Genomic DNA, 19,254 nt, shown 5'->3' with positions numbered 1-19,254 from the left:
AACATGTTTACCTTCGTCTAAATACAAGTTATACACACATATATTGATCTTATGAAGGTATATATTACACATAATATTATGTTAAAGGTGGCGAATTGTATCATGAAAGATTTTGTTCTCGAAAAAGAAAACATTATTCGTAAATATGGTGAATGGACCGCTTATGATATTAAATTAACGGATACTCTATATACAAGAGATATTCGACAACCAAATCCTGCGTTAAAAAAAATTGTGACAATGATTCAAGATATCACACAATGTGATTTTAAAAATCTTCGAATCTTAGATTTGGCTTGTTTAGAGGGGCATTACGCTATTGAGTTTGCTATGCAAGGCGCAACTGTTGTAGGGATAGAAGGAAGAGAATCAAACATACAAAAAGCTATATTCGCTAAAGATTTATTAAGGTTGGAAAACTTAACCTTTTATCAAGATGATGTAAGAAATTTAAGTGCTGACAAATATGGTCAATTTGATATTGTTTTATGCTCGGGTATTTTATATCATTTAGACTGCTCAGATGTATTCCCCTTTTTAGAAAAAGTGTATGAAGTATGCAAAAGGTTTGTAATAATTGATACTCATATCACTTCTACTCCTAATGTATCAGTACTTTATAAAAATTATGAATATAAGGGACACACAATGCTAGAACACTCTGCTAATTCATCAATAGAAGAACGTTTAAAAGCAAAATGGGCATCATTAGATAACGTTACTAGTTTTTGGATGACAAAATCCTCTTTATACAATTTTTTAACGCGAACAGGTTTCTCTTCTATAAATGAATCCAGAAGTTTAGTTCAAGAAGATAGGATTACTGTTGTAGCTTTTAAGAAATATCCTATAGAAATTAAAAGCTCTCCTGAAACAGAAAAATACATTGAACCCGATTATTTAGAATGCTAAAAATAACACGTTTAAGTTTAATATCCTAATTACTCTGTATGAGGTAGCACTATATGCCCTTCAAGCTAAAAACTTAAAGTATCCCTGAACAAAATTATCAATTTTCCAAAAGCTATTTATATAAATGCAACTTGTTGTTTCCGTTTTGAGGGCACTATAAAGTTTTAGCTTGATAGCACCGCATTGCTATCAAGCTAAAGAAATACTTCCGAAAACAAAAAATGAAAAGAATAATAAAAAAGCTTATCATAACGTGTTAAAGGATAAGCTTTTTTATTTAGAGTTCGATAGAACTCTTTACTTAGGAATTCCCCACTTCTAAACGAAGTGAAAGTGGGGGTAGTTCAATTGTAATTACAACAAATTAGTTAACAAAGACTTAAATACAAGTGGTTACTAAAACAGTGTATTTCTTAAATTGTTCTCATTTAATGTACCTCATGTATCAGTCTTCTTATCTCATTTTTTCTAAGAGTCATCCAGCTTCAGAAACTGTGTAACGGAAACCAAAGAAACATAAAGCAAATTAATACAGTAAAAGAATAATTTAAAAATATGTTTAGATTATAAAGTGATGCCAAGAAAGGATTGCTCATTTTATGCTTCTACAGTTCATACAATAAATTGATGAATTTCTAAAAGCGGAACCATATTCGGAAATTTAGGCTGATGGTAAGTGAAGTAAAGATGCTTGGTGTTGTGAAAAACTAGGTAGTTTAAAAGGGGATTTTTTATGAAGAATGAACGAGTAGTAACTTGTAATAAAAAAGGAAGTATTGCTGTCGTTACAATTAAAAATCCACCAGTCAACACTTTAAGTTTAGAAGTAGTTCAACAATTAGTAGATGTATTAGAGGAAATAGAAATTGATAATGATATTTCAGTCGTAATTATAACTGGAAGTGGAGAAAAGGCCTTTGTAGCGGGAGGGAATATAAAAGAATTTCCAGATTGGATGGGCAAAGGTGAAAAATATGCCGAGATGAAATCATTAGAATTGCAACAACCTCTTAATCAACTAGAGAATCTGTCTAAACCGACTATAGCTGCTGTTAATGGGTTAGCACTAGGTGGTGGATGTGAATTAGCACTTGCTTGTGACTTAAGGATAATAGAAGAGCAATCTTTAATTGGATTACCGGAAATTACGTTAGGTTTATTTCCTGGGGCTGGAGGAACCCAACGCTTACCTAGATTAATTGGAGAAGGGAAAGCAAAAGAGATGATGTTCACAGGGAAATCGATTACAGCTAAAGAAGCAAAAGAAATAGGCTTGGTTAACTACATTACCCCTCGAGGAGAGGCGTTAAATAAAGCAAAAGAGATTGCAAGGGATATAAGTAAATTTTCTCTTCCAGCTCTCGCCTATATGAAGTCGGCAATTCGCGAAGGGGCAGCAGTACCTTTACAAGAAGGGCTTGAGATTGAAGCGCGTTACTTTGGAAAAGTATTTCAAACAGAAGATGTGAAGGAGGGGGTAAAGGCATTTATTGAAAAAAGAATGCCACATTTTACAAATAAATAGAATGGGACGAAAAAAGTTATCCAGGTTTATTCTACACTATGTCAACATAGCTACTGTTTTTAAAGCTATTTATTTGTTTTTCGCAACACCTTTCAGATCTAGTTCGTCTAATAAATAGATTTGTAGTAGCATGTCTATTTCAAAAGTGAAAATAAATAAAAAGGCGGAGGAATAGAATGGAAAATGATATAAATGAAAAGGAAATAAATCAAACGCCTTTAGTAAGTGTATTAATTCCTACGTATAATCGTCCACACTACTTTGAAAAAGCTTTATGTAGTGTATTAGAACAAACGTATCCTAATATAGAAATTATAATAGGGGATGATAGTACAAACGACGAAACAGAGAAAGTGTTACAAAAGTACTTGTATGATCATTCAAATATTATTTATATAAAAAATAAGTCAACTCTTGGACAATTTGAGAACTCACGTATGTTATTTCATAAAGCGAAAGGTGAGTATATAAACTTCTTAATGGATGATGATTTATTTCATGTAAATAAAATTGAAAAAATGATGAAATACTTTTTAAATGACCTAGATAATGAAATTAAGCTTGTAACATCCCATCGCCAAGTAATGGACGCAGAAGGAAACCTATTGTCAGATGTTTATGCAACGATGCGTTTATTTTATACAGATACGATTATAGATGGGTCACAATTAGGAAAAATGGTGATTATGAATCAAAAAAATTATATAGGAGAACCGACAACGGTTTTATTTCGTAAAAGTGATTTAACAGAACCGTATGGTGTATTTGATAAAAGGCGGTATCTTTGCAACGTAGATGTAGCTTCATGGTTATCCTTACTGAGTAAAGGGAAAGCAGTATATATAGCGGAGACACTCAGTTACTTTCGATTACATTCAAATCAGCAGTTAAATGAATCTAATAAAATGATGGATGGGTTAGAAGATTTTTCTCATAGTATTATTATAGCTGGAGAAAAATATGGTTTCTTATCCTCCGAAGAGGAGTTAGACAGAGCTATTACAAATTTTTTAGACTATGCAAGAAGAATTGTTCCATCATCCATATTATATTCATTGGATTACTATCAACAAATCAAGCTAAAGAAAATAAATATTGAAAAGAAAAAACAGCGTATGAATATCAACTCGCACCTCCCAAAAGTCAGTATACTAATTCCTGCCTACAATAGACCTCATTACTTAGAATTAGCCCTCAAAAGTGCTTTGAATCAAACCTATGAAAATATTGAAATTATAATTTCTGACGATAGTACAAATGATGAAGTAAAAACAATGATCCAGCCATACTTAAAAGAACATGAATGTATAACATATGTTAAAAATGAAAATCCATTGGTGGCTGAAAATTTTAATCAATGTATAGAGCTTGCTACTGGTGAATATATAAATTTTTTATTAGATGATGATTTATTTCATTTTGAAAAGATTGAGAGAATGATGAAATACTTTTTTGAATTAGAAAACATTGCATTTGTGACGTCGTACCGTGAACTGATTGATGAGAATGGAGAGGTATTACCCCCCTCAACATTGAATATGAAAATTGCCACAGAAACTACAATTTTTGAAGGGAAAATACTAGGGAATTATATGTTGAAAAACTTAAAAAACGTAGTTGGAGAACCAACAACGGTTTTGTTTAATCGTAATTTTTTTGGAGGGAAATTTGGTTATTTTAAGGGGAAAGCATATTCTTCTATTAATGACATTGCAACTTGGTTAGATATGATGAGGAAAGGAAAAGCAGTTTATATACAGGAACCTCTTAGCTACTTTAGACAACATAGTGGACAAAATCAAAAACAAATGTACTTTATATTAATGACAATTGAAGAATGGATTGAATTAATTACAGATGCACATAATAGTGGGTTTTTAAATTCTGAACAAGATTATAAAGAGAGCTTATCTTATTGTTTGGAGAATGCGGGATTTATACTTAAGGATGCAGTAAGAAGTGGAGAACTAGATCAAATTTATAATGAAAAGATAAAAAGCGGGTTAATTAAACTAGTTACGCATATATTTGAGAAAAATATTTGTTATTGCCAATATTGCAATCAAGAATTTAAAAGTTTTTCTCCTTGGCCAGCACATTATGATTTTCTAAAATATGAATTTGAGATGTGGAATAAAGATACAGGTATCTGTCCAGTTTGCTATTCGATGGATCGTGACAGGTTGTATCGTGCGTACATTGAAACAGAAACGGATTTGTTAAGTAGGAATTATACTATGCTTCATATTGCACCTGAAGTGAAGGTAAGAGGATGGCTTAACCAGTTTAAAAACATTACTTATATATGTGGAGATTTAGAACCAAAGGATTCTTTAATGGAGGAAATTGATATTACGAGAATTGCATACGAAAATAATACCTTTGATGTTATTTTATGTAGTCATGTATTAGAACACGTGCCTGACGATGAAAAAGCAATGCGAGAATTATATAGGGTACTAAAGCCAAATGGATGGGGAATTATTCAAGTGCCAATCGCAATGAATGTAGATTTTATTATAGAGGATAAATCTATTGTAACGCCATTATTGAGAAAAATAGCCTTTGGTCAAGAAGATCATGTTAGGATTTATAATCGATCGGGATTTATTCAACGATTAACAGATGCGGGCTTTAAGGTGGAATTGTATAACATAGCTCAGAAACAAGGGATAGAAATTGCTAGGAAATTCGGATTATCAGAAACGGATATGCTCTATATTGTCCGAAAATGATAGGAAGGAATAGATAGATATGGAGAATATTCCTTTTTTACGTGCTTCAACTGTACCTGTAAGTGAGTATTTGGACGAATTGAAGGAAATTGATACATCTCACATATATACGAATTATGGACCTATAAATCAACGTTTTGAGGAAACAATTATGTCGTCATTTTTTCAAAACAGGGGAGCTGTTACAACAGTAGCAAACGCAACGTTAGGGTTAATGGCGGCTATTCAACTAAAGAAAAGAAGAAAGGGAAAGTATGCTCTTATGCCTAGTTTTACATTCCCTGCTACTCCATTGGCAGCTATTTGGTGTGGCTTGGAGCCTTATTTTATTGATATTTCGTTAGATGATTGGTGTATGGATAAAACGGTACTTTTGGATAAGATTGATGAATTAAAAGAAGAGGTTGCAGTTGTTGTTCCATATGCAACATTCGGATCATGGATGGACTTGAAGGACTATGAAGAATTAGAGAAAAAGGGCGTTCCGGTTGTTGTAGATGCGGCACCAGGGTTTGGATTAATGCATGAGGATGTACATTACGGTCAGAATTTTAGTGGTATGATTGTATATAGCTTTCATGCAACAAAGCCTTTCGGAATTGGTGAAGGTGGTATGATATATAGCCATAATGAGGAAGAGATAAATCAAATTAAAATAATGGGTAATTTTGGATTTGATCATAATCGTGAATGTACGATGATGGGGTTTAACTGTAAAATGACTGAATATGCAGCAGCTATTGGGATTACAACGATAAATAAATGGAATCAAAAAATGCAAGAACGAACTCGTATCTCTGAATGGTATAAACAGTTATTACAAAGTACGGGATTAATAAAAAAAGGCTGGCAAGTTCAAAAGACAAAAGCAGTTATTCATCAATTTATGCCTATCCTCTGTTCAGAAAAAATTAACAATATGCAGATAATAGAAGAGTTGAAGAAGCAAAAGATAGAAGCTAGATCATATTTTTCACCATCTTGTCATCAACAAGATTTCTTTAAAAAATATAAGTCTACAGATTTAACAAATACAAATAAAATAGCAAAACAAATAATTAGTCTACCTTTATGGGAAGGAATGACAAAAGAAATCGTAGAGAAAATTATAATGTGTTTAATACAGAAGGTGGTGTCCACAGATGAATAGTTTTTATAGTCAAGAAGAGTTGAGCGAAATTGGCTTTCTATCTGTCGGGGGAAATGTATTAATAAGTAAAAAAACCAGCATATATAATCCAGGTGCTATATCTGTTGGAAATAATGTAAGAATCGATGATTTTTGCATTTTAAGTGGCAAAATTACAATTGGAAGTTATTCGAATATAGCGGCATATACAGCGTTATTTGGAGGAGAAATGGGGATTGAAATGCATGATTTTGCAAATATTTCATCAAAAACAATTGTATATGCAGCAATTGATGATTTTAGCGGAAATACCTTAATGGGACCGACTATTCCACATCAATATAAAAATGTGAAAGCTGGTAAAGTTATTTTAAAAAAGCATGCCATTGTTGGTGCGCATTCTATTATCTTTCCAAATGTAGTAATAGGAGAAGGAGCGGCAGTTGGTGCGATGAGTATGGTAAAAGAAAGTTTAGATGATTGGTATATGTATGCTGGGGTGCCTGTAAGAAAAATAAAAGCTCGTAAAAAAAAGATAGTAGAATTAGAAAATGAATTTTTAAAAAGCATTAATTCCTGAGTGTTTAAAAGATTTTGTTGCCGCATTTCCCAAAAAATAAAAAAAGACATGTATGAGGGGATATTATGTGATTACTGTATTATTTATGGGTCTATCTTTATAGTTGTCTTTTTGTAGAAAAGAGGGTTGGTGTAACACATTGCTATTCCAAAGTAAAAAAACGTTATTCTTTCTAAATAAGCTAAATAGGAAAGAATAACGTTTTTTTATGAATTTCTCGATTGAATCACTATATATCACATTCAAGTAACAAACAATTTTGAACTACCCCCACTTTCACTTCGTTTAGAAGTGAGGGATTCCTAAGTAAAGAGTTCTATCGAACTCTAATTGATTAGGCTAACCCCGCAGTCCTTGCGGTTAGAAGCCTTATTGCTTCATTCTTTATATTGATACTTGCGTTAATATCCCTATCATGGTGTGTACGACAAGAAGGACAGTCCCATTCACGTAGGTTTAGATTTTTAACGTCTTTGTTTTGATATCCACAACAAGAACATAATTGGCTGGAAGCAAATGTTTTCGATACGACAATGATTTGTTTGCCATACCATTTTGCTTTATATTCCAACATGGTTCGAAACTGTGACCAAGATACTTCACTAATTGCTTTTGCTAACTTACGGTTTTTTAACATATTCGATACTTGCAAATCCTCTATGCCGATAACATCGTGGTTTTTGATGATTTCAGTTGAGATTTTGTCTAAATAATCTTTTCTAGCATTTGATATGTATTCATAAATTCTAGCTACTTTTACTCGTTGTTTATTCCAGCGAGAAGATCCTTTCATTCTTCTAGAAAGAACACGCTGTGCTTTCGCCAACTTATCTTCTAATGATCGGAAAAACTTCGGATTTTCATAGGGTGTTCCATCCGACAAAATGGCGAAATCTTTTAGTCCTACATCTATCCCAATGTAAGAATGTGTTTTCGGAAGTTCTTGTACTTCTGTTTCAACTAATAGTGACACAAAATATCTACCAGAAGGGTTTCGTCTAACAGTCGCATTTACAATACGTCCCTCTACTTCACGACTTTTGGCAAATCGAACAAGGCCTAGTTTGGGCAATTTTATTTTGTTTCCTACAACGGCAATGTTTTCATTTGTTTGTTTTGTGATATAAGATTGTACGTTATTCTTCTTGGATTTGAAACGCGGGGCACTATTTTGTTTTTTGAAAAATCGTGTATACGCATCCGCAAGGTTGCGAACAGATGACTGAATCGCAATACTATCTACTTCTTTGAGCCAAACAAACTCTTTCTTCATGGCAGGAAGTTGGGCAGAGCATGTACCATATGTTAAACCTTTTCCAGTTTCTTTATATGCGTGATCCCATAGGGATAGAAAATGATTGAATACAAAGCGAGAACAACCTATTGTTTTATTAATTAGAATTGCTTGTGCTTGATTTGGATAGATACGAAACTTAAAGGCTTTATTAATTATCATTTGATTCACCTCCATTTCACTATATGACTATTATACACCGAACGTATATTCTGTTGATAGCGAAGTAACACTTTATGTATGTCAAACAATTAAGATGGCTTCCTGCCATCCCTTGTTCGAAGCCAATTCATCTCCCACCTACTCACTTTGCGTTCCTTGAGGAAGGAGTCTTCTTGGCTAAAATGATAAAATATTGAAAAATAAATTAGATTTACCGAATTATTATGGAGAGAATGCTGATGCGTTGTGGGATTGGTTAACAGCATGGAGGACTTTGTTCAAAAAGAGATGGAATTACAGAACAAGATCAAGCAAAAGCAAAAGTAACTTATCTTACAAAATTCGAAGGTATGGAACATATTAAGATAGTATTAGATAAGTATAATGTTCATTACAATCGCAAAAAAATAAAAATACAGTTAAAAGGAATGAGTCCAGTACAATACCGGACTCACATTTAAACAGCCGCTTAATTTTTTGTTTAATTCTTCAGGTCCAATTCATTATAGGCAATCGAAAGTTGGCTTGCTACGCTTAGTGATTGTTATTCTTTAACTCATCCATATTACATTAGTTTAAGTATTGAGAGTAAAAGAATAGGAATAGAAAAATTAATGTTTTGCTAAATAATCTATTAAAGAAACATAAAGGAATAACAAGTTCTCCTATTGTAAGGATTTTAAGTTTATCCTTATTTAGTCCTTTTATTAATTCTTTTAATGTTTGGAAATTTATTTTATTAACGAAAGACCAACTTGGCACAGCTTTTGTATCTGAACCTATTTTGAAAATGATATGAATACTATGTGCATGAAAACCGCTTATTATTAAAATAAGCATAAACCCTAAAATAATGAACCAAGTCATTTTTCAACATCTCCTTTCAGTATTTAATATTAAGATATTAAAACTGTTGAGAAAGTGTGCTGTTGTCCATGAAAAATATTGTGAATTTGTTGAGGAAATATTGAGAATGTTGCAATGCGATTGATTGTAGGGGAGTTAGAGTTAATAATGCTTGTCAGATTATATGCGTGAAAAAAGGAAATAGGAAAGAGAACAGTTGCGTAGACTGTTCTCTTAAGGAGCGGAAGTGCTGAACATTTTTAATGACAATGATTCAACCATTCCCCTAATAGTATGTGCAAATATTTATAATTTATACAAGAAAGACGGCTATTAAAAATAGCCGCCTTGCCCAGGGAGATTTCAAGAAAATTAGAGATTCATTATGGATACAGATTGGCTGTTACCAATCTACTCTTAGTATTGGAAATAATTACATAAATTATTCGTAGGTTAAAATCTTAATTCATTGTAGGATGAGTGACATGCAAAGTAAAAAGAGCACTTTTTAAAAGTGCTCTTTTTAAGGTGTGTATTAGGACTTGAAAGAGGCATCAATGACAATTTAGAAGGAGATATTTCTATACAACATATGGAGGTACAATGGAAGGGTGACGATAAAAAATAAAAAGAGCAGTTAGAATGAACTAACTGCTCAGCTCTAGGGGAAATGAATGGTTTCAATTATCGAGACAATAAAAGGATAAGCAAAAAGGATTGAATTTGAAGAAAGTGTGTTGTTTTAATTGTATTAGGAGTTTTAATCATCGTATAACTATCTCCCCTATATGAATGGATAAATTGGAAAGAAGTCTTTGTATATCCTATAGGCTTAATTCTATGTATGATACTTGGACATTTTGGGTTACTAGAGTTTTATATATGAGTAGGGTTAGTATGTATTGTATGAGGTATCCTTAGGGCAATAGGAATTAGTGTTATATAGAAAGAATAAGTGCAGAGAGCATCTAAATGGGATGATTTTTTATTTTGCATAGAAAAAGGAACCCAGAAGGGTTCCTTTTCTTATTCCGATCTATCTTAAGCGCATATAAGATAATGTTATTTTACATCTTAATATTAGGAATTACAATAATTGATTAGAAATTATTGTGAGTTGGTGTAAATGGTAGAAAGAACCATGAACGTTCCTGCATGCTCTGTTTTTAATGAGCCTTGCATGTGGATATTAAATGTCTATTAAGTAAATTAATCAAATTTTTTCTACAGGTGTTTCATAAAGGTAGATTAATTCGTAAATATGAAGCATTACGCTATAAGATAGAAATACTTACAAATTTTAAAAGAATTCCATTTGTGTACCAAGAAGCAAAATATATTTATGATAAAATATAGAAAAAGATGATTAAGAAGGGACAATTAAAGTGAAACCAACAATTTATGATGTTGCGGAAAAAGCAGGTGTATCAATAGCGACTGTATCTAAGGTAATTAATCAAACAGGGCGTATTAGTGAAAAAACAATAAACAAAGTAAATCAGGTAATGGACGAATTAGATTATCAGCCAAGTAGTGTAGCAGCGGCGTTAACAGGTAAAAAAACATATACGATTGGGGTACTTGTCCCAGATATCTCAAATCCATTTTTTGCAGAAGTAGCAAGAGCTTTTGAAAATAGTGCACGAGAATCAGGGTATACACTCATTTTATGTAGTACGGACCATCAAACAAAACGTGAGCACGAATACATTGATTTATTATTTAAAAAGCAAGTAGATGGCATTATTATTGCGACGGAACTAAATGATTATAAACTTGTTAAAAAAATCGTGAACCGAGATTTGCCACTTGTATTATTTACCGTAGATCATCCTTCCATCACGACTCATGTTGTGACAACTGATGATATGAGGGGAGGCTATCTAGCTGGAAGTTATCTAACGCAGAAAGGCCATACATCTTTAACGATTATGATGGAGAAGGATAGAAAAAGTAGCTTAGGAAGGCTGAATGGCTTTAAGCAGGCTCTTACAGATTCAGATATCTCATTAGATGATGATGCAATAATTAGCTGCTATTCGACTGTGGAAGATAGCAAACGTGCAAGTAAAGAATTACTTAGCTTGCCTAATAGGCCTACAGCGGTTTTTGCTTGTACAGATTTAATTGCGATATGCCTTATGAATGAAGCAAGAAAACAAGGACTTTCAATTCCGGAAGATTTATCAATAATCGGATTTGATAATACAATTTATGCTGAGATAGCAGATCCTGGGTTAACGACAATTGAACAGCCAATTACACAAATGGCAGCTTGTACGTTTGAACAACTTTTAAAAACGATGGAAATGAAGGAACATGCTAAGCAAAAAATTACTATTATTCCTCAATTAGTAGAGCGATCATCAGTAAAGGATATTACATGTTAGCGTTTTTGATATCCTACTTGAATGTAACAAAAAGAAGGTCATCTTAACCATATACAGTTATGATGACCTTCTATTATATAGAGGATTTATACAGAGAATTGCTCACTGCTTTTCGTATTTAAATCCTGCTCCATCCCATCTTCCTTTGGAATAGTAAGGAAATGAGTTAAAAATGCACCAAAGAAATACAAACCCGCAAAGATCCACATCACGCCGCCTACACCTAATGGACCGATGAAAGCAGTTACTACTAATGGTCCAACAAATGCTGATAATCCTGAACCTAAATTTAAGACAGACATTGCCGCTCCTTTATTTTCAGGAGATAAAGATGGAACTAATGCTGTAAGAGGTACATAACCGGCAAGTGTTGCTCCGTAGCAACATGCAACAAATAATATAGCCCAATAATTATGCCCTACCATTTGTGGTACATAATAGAGTGCAAGAGTTACAATTCCGCAACCGACTCCTCCGAACCATTTAATTGTATTTACCCAACCAAACTTGTCTCCAACAATACCAAAAATAATATTAAATACCATATTTACAAAGAATAGAGTACCCCAAATTTGAAGCCATTCCGTCATCGTAAAATTATATTTCATCATATAGGTAGGAAGGAAAACAACAAATCCAAACTGAGCGGCCGAATTTATAATTTTTACAATACCGCCTATACCAACCTTAGGATTTTCAAATGCGATGGTAATGCCTTTTAGTAACTCACTTGATTTGTTAGCGCTTACGGTTTGTGCTTTAAACCTGTCCTTATTTACAACAATTGAGAATAATCCCCCGACGACAACAAAAATTAAAGCGCTCCATAAAGTGGCGATTTCTCCGATTTTAGGAACCATATAACTAGAATAGAAGGCCCCGATAACACTAAGCCCAAGCTGGAATACGAACCAGAACCAGCCAACTGCTCTTGAGAGCATTTGCTGCGGAGTACTGTAAGATACCCAAACTAAGAAAGAATAAGCAAATAAGGGATAACCAAACCCGCGTAGGGCATAGCAAAGTAATATTACAGGATAATTCATATGCTGAATTCCAATACCGATGAATCCAATGGAACCTAAAATGAATGATACTAAACCAAACGTCATTACTTTTCGTGGTCCCCACATTTGTACAAATACCCCCGAAAACCAAGAAGAAGCAGATACAGTTATTCCGTAAATAGTAAACAAAAATGCAGCGTGTTCTAGCGTTAGACCTCTCTCAACGAGATAAGGGGATAACCATCCTTGTTCTAAACCATCCCCAATCATAAAAACAATAATTCCTATGTATCCCCAAGTTAAATTAGAAGGGATACCAATCCTGTCCATAAATGTTTTGCTTGAACTAATAGCGTTCATTCTCCCACCACCGATAAGTTATTTTTGGTTAAGCGCTTAATTATTTTTGATAAAAAAAGTATACGCTTACATTATGAGACCGTCAATGAAATTTTTTGACAATTTACAACTTTCTTTTATAGGGCATTCTATTTACTTATCGGACAATAAAATAATAGTGAATATGAAAACACAGAAATACCTTATAGATGGGAGTTTACTATTGAAAAGGCTTCGTTTCCTTTGTTATATCAGTATTTTAAAAGATTATTTTTGTAGTTGTTGAGATTATTTGTTTCTAATTATTAATTTGTATATGGGTGTAGTACGTTTACTTACGAAATTTGAAATTCGGATGAAAAGAAGAGTATTCAAAAAAATAAAAATGTTTTCAATTTAGAATCAAGTGTGTATAATGAAGAAAAATAGGGAAAGCGCTTAACTTAATTTGGTGTGCTAAACCTTATAGACTTCCATTTTGTTTCTTAAATTTAAATAAAGAGGGAGAAATCATATGAATGTTTTAACGATTGGGATTATTGGTGCTGGACGAATTGGGAAACTGCATGTTGATAATTTGCAGCTCATGCCACAATTAAAAATTAAAGCGGTTTCAGATGTAGCGATTAGTCATCTAGAAAAGTGGGCTGAGGATAAAGGGATTTCCATTTTGACTACAAACTATCAGGATTTATTAACAGATCCAGAAATTGATGCTGTATTCATTTGTTCGCCAACAAATACACATGCGCAAATTATTAAAGAAGCGGCTCTTGCGAAAAAACATATTTTCTGCGAAAAGCCTGTTAGTTTCTCAGTAGAAGAAACATTAGATGCATTAGAAGTAGTAAAAGAACAAGGAGTATCTCTTCAAGTAGGTTTTAATCGTCGTTTTGACCCTAACTTCAGAAAAGTCTATGATCTTATTCAACAAGGAGAAGTGGGACATCCACATATTTTAAAAATTACGTCTAGAGATCCACAACCACCAAGTATAGAGTATGTTCGTTCTTCAGGTGGATTGTTTATGGATATGATGATTCATGATTTTGATATGGCTCGTTATGTAATGAATAGTGAAGTTATTGAAGTATTTGCATATGGAACAACATTAATTGATCCATCCATTCAGGAAGTAAATGATGTTGATACGGCAATTGTCACATTGAAATTTGCGAATGGAGCTTTAGGGGTAATTGATAATAGCCGCCAAGCTGTTTATGGATATGATCAGCGTGTGGAAGTGTTTGGTGAAAAAGGCGCGGTCGCTGCGGATAATTGTTGCCCGACAACAGTACAAGTTTCTAAAACAGAAGGTGTTGTAAAAGATAAGCCACTTTATTTCTTCTTAGAGCGTTACACGCAGGCGTATATTGAGGAAGTAACACAATTTACAAAGTCAATTATAGAAGGAAAAGCTGTTATTTGCAGTGGTAATGATGGGTTACAAGCAGAGCGAATTGCGAAAGCTGCGAAGGAATCATTACTAACTGGAAAACCCGTTCAAATTGAACATAAATAGCCTACATTAAATCAATAAAGAGAGCGCTTACTTATAGATAGATAAAGAGTAATGAATAGTAAGTTTATAAAAATATGAACCATATCATTCACTCATTCATAAAGCATGGGAGGCAGAAATAATGAATCCACTTATTTTTAAAGAAGATTGTCCATTAGACCTAATTGCAGTTGGACGTTTATGCGTTGATTTAAATGCCAATGAAACACAACGTCCTATGGAAGAAACAAGAACGTTTACTAAGTATGTGGGGGGATCTCCTGCGAATATCGCAATTGGTGCGGCGCGTCTTGGCTTACAAACAGGATTTATCGGTAAAGTGTCCGATGATCAAATGGGCCGTTTTATTACAGGGTACCTAGAGGATAACAATATTAATACAGATCAGATATGTATTGATCGTACTGGTGCAGTGACAGGTTTAGCTTTCACAGAAATTAAAAGCCCTGAAGATTGCAGTATTTTAATGTATCGCGACAATGTCGCAGATTTAAATCTTGATCCAACAGAAGTTTCTGAGGACTATATTAAACAATCAAAAGCTCTCTTAATTTCAGGAACAGCTTTAGCGAAAAGTCCTTCTCGCGAGGCGGTATTTTTAGCGCTAGAATATGCGCGTAAACATGATGTAGTCGTATTTTTTGATGTTGATTACCGCCCGTATACATGGCAATCAGAGGCTGAAACGGCTGTGTATTACAATCTAGCGGCTGAAAAATCTGATGTCATTATTGGGACGCGTGAAGAGTTCGATATGATGGAAAAACTATTAAACTATGAACAATCTAATGACCAAGTTACAGCTGAAAGATGGTTTTCTCATCATGCGAAAATCGTCGTAATTAAGCACGGCGGGGATGGTTCAATCGCTTATACGAGAGACGGCCAATCACACCGAGGCGGTATCTTTAAAACAAAGGTATTAAAGACGTTTGGTGCTGGCGACTCGTATGCATCTGCGTTTATTTATGGCCTAATGCAAGGGCTTGAAATTCCTCAGGCGATGCGATTAGGTGGTGCTTCTGCTTCGATTGTTATTTCTAAACATAGCTGTTCGGATGCAATGCCAACAAGGGCAGAGATTTCTACATTCATGGAAACGGCTGAGGAAATTGTATAGAAACATCATAAAACATTAATTAAGCAAGGGCGTATCTTATATACGCTTCTACATTATATAAAAGGGAGAGAATGAATATGACAGTACAAACAGCACAAATTGTAAAAAACTACATTGGCGGCGAATGGGTAGAATCTATTTCAACTAAGATGGAAGCTGTATACAATCCAGCAACAGGGGAAGTAATCGCCCGGGTACCACTTTCAACAAAAGTAGATGTTGAACAAGCTGTATTAGCTGCAAATGAAGCATTCAAATCTTGGTCCAAAACGGCTGTGCCAAAACGTGCTCGTATTCTATTTAAATATCAACAATTATTAGTAGATAACTGGGAAGAGTTAGCGAAACTTATTACGATTGAAAACGGAAAAAGCTATAACGAAGCTTACGGTGAAGTTCTTCGTGGTATTGAGTGCGTGGAGTTTGCTGCAGGTGCTCCTACATTAATGATGGGAAAACAGCTACCTGATATTGCGACAGGTATTGAGTCTGGTATGTATCGTTACCCAATTGGTGTTATAGGCGGAATTACACCTTTTAACTTCCCAATGATGGTTCCATGCTGGATGTTCCCACTTGCGATTGCTTGCGGTAATACATTTGTGTTAAAACCTTCAGAGCGTACACCACTTCTAGCAGCAAGATTAGCAGAATTAGCTGAAGAAGCAGGCTTACCAAAAGGTGTATTAAATATCGTAAATGGCGCTCACGATGTAGTAAACGGTCTTCTGGAACATAAATTAGTGAAGGCAATTTCATTTGTAGGTTCTCAGCCTGTCGCAGAATATGTATACAAAAAAGGAACAGAAAACTTAAAACGCGTACAAGCATTAGCAGGTGCGAAAAACCATTCCATTGTATTACATGATGCGAATCTTGAACTAGCAACAAAGCAAATTATTAGTGCTGCATTCGGTTCAGCTGGTGAGCGTTGTATGGCTGCTTCTGTTGTAACAGTAGAAGAAGAAATTGCAGATCAATTAGTTGAAAGACTCGTAGAAGAAGCAAATAAAATTGTCATCGGAAATGGTCTTGATGAAGATGTATTTTTAGGACCAGTTATTCGTGATAACCATAAAGAGCGTACAATTGGTTACATCGATTCAGGTGTAGAACAGGGCGCTACATTAGTTCGTGATGGACGCGAAGATACGGCTGTAAAAGGAGCTGGCTACTTCGTTGGCCCAACAATTTTTGACCATGTTACAAAAGAAATGAAAATCTGGCAAGATGAGATTTTTGCTCCTGTTTTATCTATTGTTCGTGTGAAATCATTGGATGAAGCGATTGAAATTGCCAATGAGTCTCGTTTTGCAAATGGAGCTTGCATTTATACCGATAGCGGGGCAAGTGTACGTCAATTCCGTGAAACAATTGAATCAGGTATGTTAGGTGTGAATGTTGGGGTTCCAGCACCGATGGCATTCTTCCCGTTCTCTGGCTGGAAAGATTCTTTCTATGGAGATCTTCATGCGAACGGTACTGACGGCGTTGAGTTTTATACGAGAAAGAAAATGCTTACATCTCGTTGGGAAAAGTAATCATGAAGAGAGAAGTAGAATCTCTCTAGGTGCTTGGAAGCGAAAGTAAGGAAGGTAGTAAAACATAAGAAGGAAGTATTAGGAGTCTATCAAATTCCTGATACTCCTTTTTCATATGTAGAATGACTGATAGAGAAGATAGAAAGGAGCAAACAATATGCAAACTGTTAGAATGACGACGGCACAAGCTTTGGTGAAATTTTTGAATCAGCAATACGTAGAGTTTGATGGAGAACAACAAAAGTTTATTAAGGGAATCTTTACGATTTTTGGTCATGGGAATGTAGTAGGCCTTGGTCAAGCTTTAGAAGAAGACGCTGGGGAATTAGAAGTATATCAAGGGAGAAATGAGCAAGGAATGGCAAATGCTGCGATGGCGTTTGCAAAACAAAAACACAGAAAACAAATTATGGCATGTACTTCTTCTGTTGGTCCTGGATCAGCAAATATGATTACCTCTGCTGCAACAGCTTCTGCAAATAATATTCCCGTTTTACTACTTCCAGGTGATGTATTTGCAACAAGACAACCTGATCCTGTTCTTCAACAAATTGAACAAACACATGACTTATCTATTTCTACAAATGATGCTTTTCGTGCGGTAAGTAAGTACTGGGACCGGGTAAATCGTCCTGAACAATTGATGACGGCTATGATTCAAGCCATGCGTGTTTTAACGAATCCGGCAGATACAGGAGCTGTAACAATTTGCTTACCACAAGATGTCCAAGGGGAAGCGTGGGATTTTCCAAGTTACTTCTTCCAAAAGCGCGTTCACCGTATTGAGCGTCGTCTACCTACAAAAGCCAGTTTAGTGGATGCGGTTGAAATGATTAAGAGAAAGAAAAAGCCAATTATGATTTGCGGTGGTGGAGTAAGATACGCAGAAGCGGCAGAGGAACTGAAACAGTTTGCTGAGGCATTCCGCATTCCATTTGGAGAAACGCAAGCAGGGAAAAGCGCGATTGAAAGTTGTCATCCATATAATCTTGGCGGCATTGGGGTAACTGGGAATTTAGCAGCTAATACAATTGCAAAGGAAGCGGATCTTGTTATTGGAATCGGGACAAGATTTACTGATTTTACAACGGCATCTAAGCAATTGTTCCAGAATAAAGAGGTTGAGTTTTTAAACATCAACATTTCGGAATTCCATGCGAATAAGCTTGATGCATTGAAGGTGATAGCAGATGCAAAAGAAACACTTCTTGCTCTAATAGATGAACTGCAATCGATTGAGTATCAATCTAGTTACACAGTAGAAATCACTGATGCAAAAGAGGCTTGGGAAACAGAATTAGCACGTCTACATAATATTCGCTTTACAGGTCAAGGTTTCACGCCGGAAGTTGAAGGTCATTTCGATGAGAATTTAAATGAGTATGTAGACGCACTTGGTACAGAATTAACACAGACTGCCGTCATTGGACAAATCAATACATTACTTGACGAAGATTCGATTATTGTTGGTGCAGCAGGAAGTCTTCCAGGCGATTTACAAAGAATGTGGGCACCTAGAAAACCTAATACATATCACATGGAGTATGGATACTCTTGCATGGGCTATGAAGTTGCCGGCGCGCTTGGTGCAAAGCTAGCTGAACCATCGAAGGAAGTATATGCAATGGTAGGGGATGGCAGTTACCAAATGCTTCATTCTGAGCTCGTCACAAGTCTTCAAGAAAACAAAAAAATTAACGTCTTATTGTTTGATAACTCCGGATTTGGCTGCATCAATAACTTACAAATGGGCAATGGAATGGGGAGCTTGGGAACAGAGTTTCGCTACCGAAACCAGGAAACTCGTAAATTAGACGGGGCAATTATGAAAATTGATTTTGCAGCTAGCGCAGCTGGATATGGTGTGAAAACATATCATGTTACATCACTAAAACAATTACGGAAAGCGCTTATAGATGCGAAAAAACAAACAATTTCTACATTAATTGATATTAAAGTATTACCAAAAACAATGACAAATGGATACGATTCATGGTGGCATGTAGGTGTTGCAGAAGTATCTAATAGTCCAAGTGTACAAGCTTCGTATGAGAGTAAAGTAAGTAACTTGCAACAGGCAAGATCTTATTAGATTAGGGCACAAAGAGAGCTTTTTATCTACATGCATATTGACTAGGGAGCTCTCTTTTTA

At 34.8% G+C, this 19,254-nt stretch carries 14 protein-coding genes and 1 pseudogene; 12 read left to right on the top strand and 3 right to left on the bottom strand.

Features of this window, described 5'->3' with window-relative positions; translation table 11 throughout:
* Positions 1-102: 102 nt before the first annotated feature.
* From ACTFP3_RS25260 to ACTFP3_RS25240, 5 genes are all read left to right on the top strand, one after another.
* The gene (locus ACTFP3_RS25260; RefSeq protein WP_139848437.1) at positions 103-912 is read left to right on the top strand and encodes a class I SAM-dependent methyltransferase; all 810 of its coding nucleotides are present in this window, start codon (positions 103-105) and stop codon (positions 910-912) included.
* A gap of 733 nt (positions 913-1,645) precedes the next feature.
* Positions 1,646-2,437, top strand: a complete 792-nt coding sequence (locus tag ACTFP3_RS25255; protein WP_440011573.1) for an enoyl-CoA hydratase — start codon at positions 1,646-1,648, stop codon at positions 2,435-2,437.
* A 176-nt stretch (positions 2,438-2,613) separates the two neighbouring features.
* On the top strand, positions 2,614-5,172 hold the full coding sequence (locus ACTFP3_RS25250; protein WP_440011571.1) for a glycosyltransferase: 2,559 nt from the start codon (positions 2,614-2,616) through the stop codon (positions 5,170-5,172).
* Positions 5,173-5,191: 19 nt separating this feature from the next.
* Positions 5,192-6,322: an aminotransferase class I/II-fold pyridoxal phosphate-dependent enzyme gene (locus tag ACTFP3_RS25245; RefSeq protein WP_440011569.1), complete on the top strand. Its 1,131-nt coding sequence runs from the start codon at positions 5,192-5,194 to the stop codon at positions 6,320-6,322.
* Positions 6,315-6,881 carry an acyltransferase gene (locus ACTFP3_RS25240; protein ID WP_440011567.1) on the top strand — a complete coding sequence of 189 codons (567 nt, stop codon included), beginning with the start codon at positions 6,315-6,317 and terminating at the stop codon, positions 6,879-6,881. The genes ACTFP3_RS25245 and ACTFP3_RS25240 overlap by 8 nt, the downstream gene beginning before the upstream one ends.
* A gap of 334 nt (positions 6,882-7,215) precedes the next feature.
* Here ACTFP3_RS25240 and tnpB read toward each other — a convergent pair whose 3' ends face one another.
* Positions 7,216-8,337, bottom strand: coding sequence for an IS200/IS605 family element RNA-guided endonuclease TnpB (tnpB, locus tag ACTFP3_RS25235; protein ID WP_440011565.1), 1,122 nt, complete (start codon positions 8,335-8,337; stop codon positions 7,216-7,218).
* Between the two features lie 190 nt (positions 8,338-8,527).
* Here tnpB and ACTFP3_RS25230 point away from each other — a divergent pair.
* Together ACTFP3_RS25230 and ACTFP3_RS25225 are read left to right on the top strand one after the other, a co-directional pair.
* Positions 8,528-8,614 (top strand): annotated as a pseudogene (locus ACTFP3_RS25230) (barstar family protein); the annotation flags it as partial.
* Between the two features lie 73 nt (positions 8,615-8,687).
* Positions 8,688-8,798 carry an IS3 family transposase gene (locus ACTFP3_RS25225; protein WP_163051308.1) on the top strand — a complete coding sequence of 37 codons (111 nt, stop codon included), beginning with the start codon at positions 8,688-8,690 and terminating at the stop codon, positions 8,796-8,798.
* Positions 8,799-8,907: 109 nt separating this feature from the next.
* On the opposite strand, the gene ACTFP3_RS25220 is transcribed toward ACTFP3_RS25225, so the two are convergent.
* Complete coding sequence (locus tag ACTFP3_RS25220) at positions 8,908-9,204, bottom strand: hypothetical protein (RefSeq protein WP_440011564.1); 297 nt, start codon at positions 9,202-9,204, stop codon at positions 8,908-8,910.
* A gap of 1,364 nt (positions 9,205-10,568) precedes the next feature.
* Here ACTFP3_RS25220 and ACTFP3_RS25215 point away from each other — a divergent pair.
* On the top strand, positions 10,569-11,573 hold the full coding sequence (locus ACTFP3_RS25215) for a LacI family DNA-binding transcriptional regulator (RefSeq protein WP_440011562.1): 1,005 nt from the start codon (positions 10,569-10,571) through the stop codon (positions 11,571-11,573).
* 86 nt (positions 11,574-11,659) lie between these two features.
* On the opposite strand, the gene ACTFP3_RS25210 is transcribed toward ACTFP3_RS25215, so the two are convergent.
* Entirely contained in the window at positions 11,660-12,940 is a 1,281-nt protein-coding gene (locus tag ACTFP3_RS25210; protein ID WP_000991772.1) for an MFS transporter, read from the bottom strand.
* Between the two features lie 493 nt (positions 12,941-13,433).
* Between ACTFP3_RS25210 and iolG the strand changes: the two genes are divergently transcribed.
* The 4 genes from iolG to iolD all read left to right on the top strand — a co-directional run bounded on the left by iolG (position 13,434) and on the right by iolD (position 19,194).
* Positions 13,434-14,441, top strand: a complete 1,008-nt coding sequence (iolG, locus tag ACTFP3_RS25205; RefSeq protein ID WP_440011560.1) for an inositol 2-dehydrogenase — start codon at positions 13,434-13,436, stop codon at positions 14,439-14,441.
* 121 nt (positions 14,442-14,562) lie between these two features.
* Positions 14,563-15,561: a 5-dehydro-2-deoxygluconokinase gene (gene iolC, locus ACTFP3_RS25200; RefSeq protein WP_259591447.1), complete on the top strand. Its 999-nt coding sequence runs from the start codon at positions 14,563-14,565 to the stop codon at positions 15,559-15,561.
* Positions 15,562-15,638: 77 nt separating this feature from the next.
* On the top strand, positions 15,639-17,102 hold the full coding sequence (locus ACTFP3_RS25195) for a CoA-acylating methylmalonate-semialdehyde dehydrogenase (protein WP_259591446.1): 1,464 nt from the start codon (positions 15,639-15,641) through the stop codon (positions 17,100-17,102).
* 157 nt (positions 17,103-17,259) lie between these two features.
* Complete coding sequence (iolD, locus tag ACTFP3_RS25190) at positions 17,260-19,194, top strand: 3D-(3,5/4)-trihydroxycyclohexane-1,2-dione acylhydrolase (decyclizing) (RefSeq protein WP_440011558.1); 1,935 nt, start codon at positions 17,260-17,262, stop codon at positions 19,192-19,194.
* Positions 19,195-19,254 lie beyond the last annotated feature (60 nt).

It is taken from the genome of Bacillus cereus group sp. MYBK5-2, assembly GCF_051915685.1.
GTDB classification, from domain to species: Bacteria; Bacillota; Bacilli; order Bacillales; family Bacillaceae_G; genus Bacillus_A; species Bacillus_A cereus.
Note: the sequence above shows the minus strand (reverse complement) of the source record. Positions and strands in the feature narration are given on the sequence as shown.

What these genes read in the sequence shown, in the direction of transcription:
- tnpB (WP_440011565.1), bottom strand. Translation starts at nt 8,337, where the DNA reads ATGATAATTAATAAAGCCTTTAAGTTTCGTATCTATCCAAATCAAGCA.
- ACTFP3_RS25225 (WP_163051308.1), top strand. Translation starts at nt 8,688, where the DNA reads ATGGAACATATTAAGATAGTATTAGATAAGTATAATGTTCATTACAAT.
- ACTFP3_RS25250 (WP_440011571.1), top strand. Translation starts at nt 2,614, where the DNA reads ATGGAAAATGATATAAATGAAAAGGAAATAAATCAAACGCCTTTAGTA.
- ACTFP3_RS25195 (WP_259591446.1), top strand. Translation starts at nt 15,639, where the DNA reads ATGACAGTACAAACAGCACAAATTGTAAAAAACTACATTGGCGGCGAA.
- ACTFP3_RS25240 (WP_440011567.1), top strand. Translation starts at nt 6,315, where the DNA reads ATGAATAGTTTTTATAGTCAAGAAGAGTTGAGCGAAATTGGCTTTCTA.
- ACTFP3_RS25210 (WP_000991772.1), bottom strand. Translation starts at nt 12,940, where the DNA reads ATGAACGCTATTAGTTCAAGCAAAACATTTATGGACAGGATTGGTATC.
- iolD (WP_440011558.1), top strand. Translation starts at nt 17,260, where the DNA reads ATGCAAACTGTTAGAATGACGACGGCACAAGCTTTGGTGAAATTTTTG.
- ACTFP3_RS25245 (WP_440011569.1), top strand. Translation starts at nt 5,192, where the DNA reads ATGGAGAATATTCCTTTTTTACGTGCTTCAACTGTACCTGTAAGTGAG.
- iolG (WP_440011560.1), top strand. Translation starts at nt 13,434, where the DNA reads ATGAATGTTTTAACGATTGGGATTATTGGTGCTGGACGAATTGGGAAA.
- ACTFP3_RS25220 (WP_440011564.1), bottom strand. Translation starts at nt 9,204, where the DNA reads ATGACTTGGTTCATTATTTTAGGGTTTATGCTTATTTTAATAATAAGC.
- ACTFP3_RS25255 (WP_440011573.1), top strand. Translation starts at nt 1,646, where the DNA reads ATGAAGAATGAACGAGTAGTAACTTGTAATAAAAAAGGAAGTATTGCT.
- iolC (WP_259591447.1), top strand. Translation starts at nt 14,563, where the DNA reads ATGAATCCACTTATTTTTAAAGAAGATTGTCCATTAGACCTAATTGCA.
- ACTFP3_RS25260 (WP_139848437.1), top strand. Translation starts at nt 103, where the DNA reads ATGAAAGATTTTGTTCTCGAAAAAGAAAACATTATTCGTAAATATGGT.